This window comes from Hydrogenophaga sp. (genome assembly GCF_019264445.1).
GTDB lineage: Bacteria > Pseudomonadota > Gammaproteobacteria > Burkholderiales > Burkholderiaceae_C > Hydrogenophaga.
The window spans coordinates 21,767-28,389 of record NZ_JAHVAB010000037.1 but is presented as its reverse complement, the minus strand read 5'-3'; the positions used below and the strand labels follow the sequence as shown (position 1 = coordinate 28,389).

Annotated in this window: 6 protein-coding genes; all 6 read right to left on the bottom strand. The window is 67.9% G+C overall.

Annotated elements, in window-relative coordinates; all coding sequences use genetic code 11:
* Window positions 1–1,044, bottom strand: a 1,044-nt coding sequence (locus KXJ60_RS05715) for an acyltransferase family protein (protein ID WP_291125039.1), incomplete at its 3' end; no start/stop codon positions are given.
* Entirely contained in the window at window positions 1,041–2,627 is a 1,587-nt protein-coding gene (locus KXJ60_RS05710) for a gamma-glutamyltransferase family protein (protein ID WP_291125036.1), read from the bottom strand. The genes KXJ60_RS05715 and KXJ60_RS05710, both read right to left, overlap by 4 nt.
* 81 nt (window positions 2,628–2,708) lie before the next feature.
* Window positions 2,709–3,542, bottom strand: a complete 834-nt coding sequence (locus tag KXJ60_RS05705) for a sulfite exporter TauE/SafE family protein (RefSeq protein WP_291125033.1) — start codon at window positions 3,540–3,542, stop codon at window positions 2,709–2,711.
* Between the two features lie 6 nt (window positions 3,543–3,548).
* Window positions 3,549–4,874 (bottom strand): TRAP transporter large permease subunit, encoded by a 1,326-nt coding sequence (locus KXJ60_RS05700; RefSeq protein WP_291125030.1) that lies wholly within the window; start codon window positions 4,872–4,874, stop codon window positions 3,549–3,551.
* Window positions 4,867–5,394, bottom strand: a complete 528-nt coding sequence (locus KXJ60_RS05695) for a TRAP transporter small permease subunit (RefSeq protein ID WP_291125027.1) — start codon at window positions 5,392–5,394, stop codon at window positions 4,867–4,869. The genes KXJ60_RS05700 and KXJ60_RS05695 overlap by 8 nt, the downstream gene beginning before the upstream one ends.
* A gap of 16 nt (window positions 5,395–5,410) precedes the next feature.
* Window positions 5,411–6,496, bottom strand: a complete 1,086-nt coding sequence (dctP, locus tag KXJ60_RS05690) for a TRAP transporter substrate-binding protein DctP (RefSeq protein WP_291125024.1) — start codon at window positions 6,494–6,496, stop codon at window positions 5,411–5,413.
* Between the last annotated feature and the right edge of the window lie 127 nt (window positions 6,497–6,623).

Sequence of the window (6,623 nt, the reverse complement as noted above, 5' to 3'; positions counted from 1 at the left end):
CAGCGGTTGCTCCACCCCGTGGTGGAACAGCGCGCCGGCCACGTTGCAGGCCAGCCAGGCCAGCAACACGCCGGCGGTCTGCGCTTCGGTGGTGGCCGCGCCAAAGCGCGTGAACCAGGCGTTGACCACCAGCGCAATGGGGAAGTTGAGCAGGAACACCGCATACGAAATGCGGCTCAGGTACGCCACCACGCCGCTGCGCGGCCAGGTGAACAGCCATCCCTGGCGCTGCGCGCAGGCCAGCGCCAGGCAGACCGCGAGCGCCAGCGCGATGCGCTCGCGGAAGTCGATGGCCAGGGCCGCCAGCGTGAGCGCCACCAGCGCACCCAGCAGCCAGCGTCCCTGGCGCCAGGCGTCGTCGCTGTGGGTGGTCCAGTAGGTGAGCGCGCCCAAGCCGTAGGCGCCAAAGAAGTACAGCGCCCAGCTGTCCCACTCGCTGTCGCGGTTGAAATGCAGCAGCGAAGCCGCCACCACCACCGCCACCAGCGCGTGCACCCAGGCCGTGGCCGCAGGCTGTCGCCGCGCCAGCCACAACAGGCCCAGCAGCAGCGCGTAGAGCTGGAAGTCGATCGCCACGTACCAGACGCCGGCCGAGAGCGAGTCCACGTCCAGCAGCGTGTGCAAGAGCAGCGCGTGCGAGACGAACTGCCACAAGCCGGGGGGCGCAGACAGCGAGCTGTGCACCATCCAGCGCCGGGCGAGTTCGGTGCACAGCATGGCCACCAGCAGCGAGGCGATGTAGGGCAACGCGGTGCGCAGGTACCGCTGGCCCAGTTGCGGCAGGAAAGGCGCAGTGCGAGGCACGCCGCCCGGCGCGAGGCTGCGCGCGGCCAGGAAGCCCGCCACCACCAGGAACACCTGCACGGCCATGCGCGCGTCCTGGCTGAACCACGCGACCAGCTCGGGGGCGAGGCGGTGCGTCCAGTCCGACATCGGGCCGTAGAACGCCAGGTGGTGCAGCACGATCATCTGCGAGCCCACCGCCTTGAGCAGGTCGATGAACATCAGGCGCTCGCCAGCGCCGGCGCGCGGCAGCGTGCTCACAGGGCGGCCACGCTGCCGTCGCTGCGGGGGTCGGCAGCGCCCTCGATCACGCCGTTGGGGTGGCGCACCAGCGCACCGGCGTGGCCCATCGTGTCGCTGAACGCTTCGGGCAGCACGTCGACCGCGTGGCCGGCTTCGCGCAGCGCGTCCACCAGCGCGGGGTCAAAGCGGCTCTCCAGCTTCAGGGTGGTGCTCTCGTCGCCCCAGGTGCGGCCGAGCAGCCAGCGCGGCGCGCTCACCGCCTGCTGCAGGGGCTGGCCAAAGCGCGCGTAGCGGGTGAACACGGCGGCCTGCGTTTGCGGCTGGCCTTCGCCGCCCATGGTGCCGTAGGGCATCACGCGGCCATCGTCGAACACCGCCAGCGACGGGTTGAGTGTGTGGAACGGCTTGCGGCCGGGCTCCAGTGTGTTGAGGGCCTTGGGGTCGAGCGAGAAGCTGGTGCCCCGGTTCTGCCAGCAGATGCCGGTGTCTTCGAGCACGGTGCCCGAGCCGAATTCCCAGTACACGCTCTGGATGAAGCTGACCGCGCGGCCTTGCGCGTCGATCGCGCCCATCCAGATCGTGTCGCCGGGCGCGGCGGGGTCGGGCCAGGGCAGGGCGCGCTGGCGGTCGATGCTGGCGGCCAGGGTGGACAGGCTGCCGGGTTGCAGGAAGCCGCGCGGGTCGGCCGGCAGGCGCCCGGGGTCGGTGACCACGCGTTCGCGCACCCGGAAGGCGCGCTTGGTCGCCTCGACCAGCCCGTGAATGTGCGCAAAGCCCTCGCCTTCGCTCACGCCCAGGCGCTCGAACAGGCCCAGGATCATGAGTGCTGCCAGGCCTTGGGTGGGCGGTGGCAGGTTGTAGACGGTGCTGTCGTCCAGGCGCACGGCCAGGGGCTCGACGAGTTGTGCGCGGTAGGCGGCCAGGTCGCTGGCGCGCAGCGGGCTGCCTGCGCGCTCCAGCGCTGCGCCGATGCGCGCGCCGAGTTCACCGCGGTAGAAGTCGTCCAGGCCGCGTTCGGCGAGCGAGGTCAGCGTGCGGGCGAGCGCGGGCTGCTTGAGCACGTGGCCGGGCTCGGGCGGCTGGCCGTTGACGAGGAAGGTGTGCGCGAAGCCGGGCGCGTCTTTCAGGCCGTCGAGCTTTTGCTTCGTGAGCGCGGACTGGCTGGTGCTCACCGCGATGCCGTTTTGCGCGTGGCGAATGCCGTCGGCCAGCAGGCGCGAGAGCGGCAGCGCCGTACCCCAGGGGGCGGCCACCTCCAGCGCCTTGGCCCAGCCGCCGATGGTACCGGCCACGGTGAGCGCGGCGGTCGGGCCGCGCGAGGGAATGGCGTTCAGGCCCGCATAAAAGTCGCGCGAGGCCAGGGCGGCCGACGGGCCGCAGGCGTCGATGGCAACCACCGGCTTGCCCGGTTCGTGGATGAGCCAGAAGCCGTCGCCACCAATGGCGTTCATGTGCGGGTAGACCACCGCAATGGCCGCAGCTGCGGCCACCATGGCCTCCACCGCGTTGCCGCCGTCGCGCAGCACGTCGCGCCCGGCCTGCGCCGCCAGGTGGTGGGGGGCGACCTGCATGCCGCCCAGGGCCTTGAGGGTGTGAATCATCGGGAACGCTCTTTCATTGCTGGGAAGAGATTGTGGCTTGTAGAGGGCCATGCGCCGGATGAAACAGCGCAGGGGGCTGTCTCATGCCAATCCGTAAAACATGCGCAGCGAGGTGAGGGCCAGGAAGACCGCAAACACCTGGCGCAGGCGCTTGGCATCGATGCGGTGGGCCAGTGCCGCACCCCATCCCGTGGTCGCCATTGTCGCGGGAACGATGAGCGCCATGCCCAGCAGGTTCACGTACCCCAGGCTGAACGGGGGGCGCAGGGGCACATCCAGGCCGTTCAACAGGAACGCCACCGCCCCCGGCACGCTGATCACCATGCCCAGCATGGCGCCGGTGCCCACGGCGGTGTGCATGGGCACGCGCAGCGCATTGAGGATGGGCACCGAGAGCGTGCCGCCACCGATGCCCATGAGCGTGGAAATGCCGCCAATGCCGCTGCCGATGAACGCCGTGCCCACCGGGCCGGGCAGCCCGTCGCGCAGCGCGAAGCCATCGCGCTTGAAGGCCATGTTGAGCGCCACCACCAGCGCCACCGAAGCGAACACCGCAGTGAGCGAAGCCCCGCTGAGAAAACGGCTGGCCACCGAACCGATCAGCACACCCACGATCACCGACGGCATGAGCCGCTGGATGAGCGCCATGTCCAGGCTGCCGCGCTTGCGGTGCGCGCGGCTGGACATGATGGACGTGGGGATGATGGTGGCCAGCGAGGTGCCCACCGCCGCGTGCATGCGCACCGACTCGTCCACGCCCAGCAGGGTGAACAGGTGGTAGAGCACCGGCACGATGACGATGCCGCCGCCCACGCCGAGCAGGCCGGCGAGCACGCCCGCCACCAGGCCGGTGGCGAGCAGGGCCGTGGCCAGGCCCAGCAGCCAGAGGCCGCTGTGTTGGTTGAAGAGCTCCATGGCGACCTACCAGCCAATGGCCTTGGGCAGCCACAGCGCGATCTGCGGGAACTGGAACAGCAGCAAGAGGGCGAGGAACTGCAGCCCGATGAAGGGCACCACGCCTTTGTAGATGTCCTTGATGTTCACCTCGGACGGCGCCACACCCTTCAGGTAGAACAGCGCCCAGCCAAACGGCGGCGTGAGGAAGCTCGACTGCAGGTTGACCGTGATCAGCATCGCCAGCCACACCGGGTCCACGCCCAGGTTGATGAGGATCGGCAGGAACAGCGGTACCGCGATGTAGCTGATCTCGATCCACTCGACGAAGAAGCCGAGCACAAAGATGATGAGCATCATGAACCAGATGGCGGTGTTCACGCCGCCGGGCAGCGCCTCGAACATGCCCGCGATCAGGTCTTCGCCGTGCAGGCCGCGGAACGAGAGCGCGAACACCTGCGCGGTCATGAGAATGAACATCATGATGGCGGTGATCTTGCTGGTGTCCAGCGCGGTGTCCTTGAGCGTCTTCCAGGTGAAGCGGCCTGAAAACGCGGTGATCAGCACCGCACCCACCGCGCCCATGCTGGCCGCTTCGGTGGGGGCCGCAATGCCGCCCACGATGGAGCCCAGCACCGCCACCACCAGCATCACCGGCGGCACCAGCACCTTGAAGAAGCGCACCCACAGCTGGCGGCGCGACACCGCGTCGCGCTCCGCCACCGGAATGGGCGGCATGGTCTCGGGCTTGAGCCAGCCCATGACCACGAGGTACACGATGTACACCGCGGCCAGCAGCATGCCCGGGCCCACGGCGGCGGCAAACAGGGTGCCCACCGACAGCTGCATGATGTCCGAGAGAAGGATCAGGATGAGGCTGGGTGGAATGATCTGGCCCAGCGTGCCCGAAGCGCAGATCACGCCGCAGGCCACGCTCTTGTCGTAGCCGCGCCGGATCAGGGTGGGCAGGGTCAGCAGGCCCAGTGTGATGATGGTGGCACCCACGATGCCGGTGGTGGCGCCCATGAGAACGCCGAACAGCACGATGCCGATCGCCATGCCGCCCTTGAGGCCGCCGGCGATGTGGCCCATCACGTCCAGCAGGTCGTCGGCCAGCCGCGATTTCTCCAGCATCACGCCCATGAACACAAACAGCGGAATGGCCATCCACTGGTAGCCGCTCACGATGCCGTAGAAGCGCGCGGGCAGCAGGTTGAACAGCGTCTCGCCAAAGCCCAGCCAGCCGAACACGAAGCCGGTCACGGCCAGGCTGATGGCCACCGGGATGCCGATCATCAGCATCACGAAGAAGCCGACCAGCATGAAGATGGCGTAGGTCGACATCTCAAACATGGGAAGCCTCCTCGGGTGTGGCCAGCGGTGCATCGAGCAGGCGCACCAGGTGGGCGAGCTGCTGCAGGACGAGCAGGCCGTAGCCCAGCGGAATGAGCGCCTTCACCAGCCAGCGCAGCGGAATGCCGCCCGGGTCGGCCGAGGCTTCGTTGATGGAGCGCGACTGCTCCACGTACCCAAGCGAGAGCCAGATGAAAGCCAGGCTCACCGCAATGAGCAGCAGCGCGGAGACCACGTCCACCACGCGCTTGCCGCGCGGTGAATAGCGCGCGTAAAACAGGTCCACGCGCACGTTGTCGCCGCGCTGCAGCGCGTGGCTCATGCCCAGCAGGATGAGGGCGGCGAGCAGGTGCCATTCGAGCTCCTGCGCCCACACCGAGCCAAAGCTCAACGTGTAGCGCAGGACCACGTTGGTGGCCACCAGACCGATCATGACCAGCGCGATCCACGCCGTGAGCGAGCCGATGCGGTCGATGAACCCCTCGATGCGTGCGGCCAGCGGCCGCAAAACCTTGAGCATGATGCCGACCCCTGGGTTAACCGCGAACCTTGAGGTGGTACGCCTCTTCGCTGATCTCGCTCCAGCGGTCGTACTTGGCCTTGAACGCCATGTACGAGTCGTGCACCTTCTTGGTCAGCGGGTCCTTGAGGCCTTCGGCCAGCACCTTGTTGGTCTCGGCCTTGAGCGCCTTGATCACGTCATCGGGCAGCGGCTTGGCGATCACGCCCTGGTTCCTGATCAGGTCTTCCATCGCGTCGGAGTTGGCCTTCTGGCACCAGCCTTCGCTGATCACGTTGCACGCGGCCGAGGCGTTGCTCACGATGGCCTGCAGGTCTTTGGGCAGCTTGTCCCAGGCGGCCTTGTTGATCAGCAGTTCGGACACGGTGGACGACTCGTGCCAGCCGGTCGTGTAGTAGAACTTCGCGGCCTTGTGCAGGCCCAGGCGGCGGTCCTGGAAGGGGCCGACGAACTCGGCCGCGTCGATCACGCCGCGCTCCAGCGCCGGGAAGATCTCGCCGCCGGGCAGCACCTTCACGTCCACGCCCAGGTTGGCGTACACCTTGCCGGCCAGCCCCGGAATGCGCATCTTCAGGCCCTTGAGGTCGGCCACGGTCTTGATCTCTTTCTTGAACCAGCCCGTCATCTGCACGCCGGTGTTGCCGCAGGGCATGGCCACCATGCCGAAGGGCGCGTAGACCTCGTTCCACAAGTCGATGCCGCCGCCGTCGTACAGCCAGCCGTTCATGCCCTGGAAGTTCATGCCGAAGGGCACAGCGGTGAAGTACTGCGCGGCGGCGGTCTTGCCGGTCCAGAAGTACGCGTTGGCGTGGTTCATTTCCACCGTGCCCGCGCGCACGGCGTCAAAGCCTTCAAACGCGGGGATGAGCTCGCCCGCGCCGAACACCTGGATGTTCAGGCGACCGTCCGACATCTCTCGGATGCGCTTGGCGAGGTCGGTGGCGCTGCCCGGGCCGTCCATGTAGAAGGGCGAGCCCTTGCCGTAGGCGCTGGTCATCTTCCAGTTGAACTTGGCCGACTGGGCGTTGGCGATCACGGGGGCACCGAGCACGCTGCCGGCAACGGCGGCGCGGGTGAGGAACTGGCGGCGGATCAGGGACATGGCGGCACTCCGGGTGGGGGTTGAACAAAAAAAGCTGCCGTTTGTAAAGCGGCATGCCACCTCTTTCGCAAGCGCCGTGCCATGCGAATCCACCCCAAAAGCCCTTGATTTCAAAAGAAATGTTCTG

Bases quoted from the DNA above. Each gene is read 5' to 3' on its own strand.
- KXJ60_RS05695 (WP_291125027.1), bottom strand. From the start codon at position 5,394: ATGCTCAAGGTTTTGCGGCCGCTGGCCGCACGCATCGAGGGGTTCATC.
- KXJ60_RS05700 (WP_291125030.1), bottom strand. From the start codon at position 4,874: ATGTTTGAGATGTCGACCTACGCCATCTTCATGCTGGTCGGCTTCTTC.
- dctP (WP_291125024.1), bottom strand. From the start codon at position 6,496: ATGTCCCTGATCCGCCGCCAGTTCCTCACCCGCGCCGCCGTTGCCGGC.
- KXJ60_RS05710 (WP_291125036.1), bottom strand. From the start codon at position 2,627: ATGATTCACACCCTCAAGGCCCTGGGCGGCATGCAGGTCGCCCCCCAC.
- KXJ60_RS05705 (WP_291125033.1), bottom strand. From the start codon at position 3,542: ATGGAGCTCTTCAACCAACACAGCGGCCTCTGGCTGCTGGGCCTGGCC.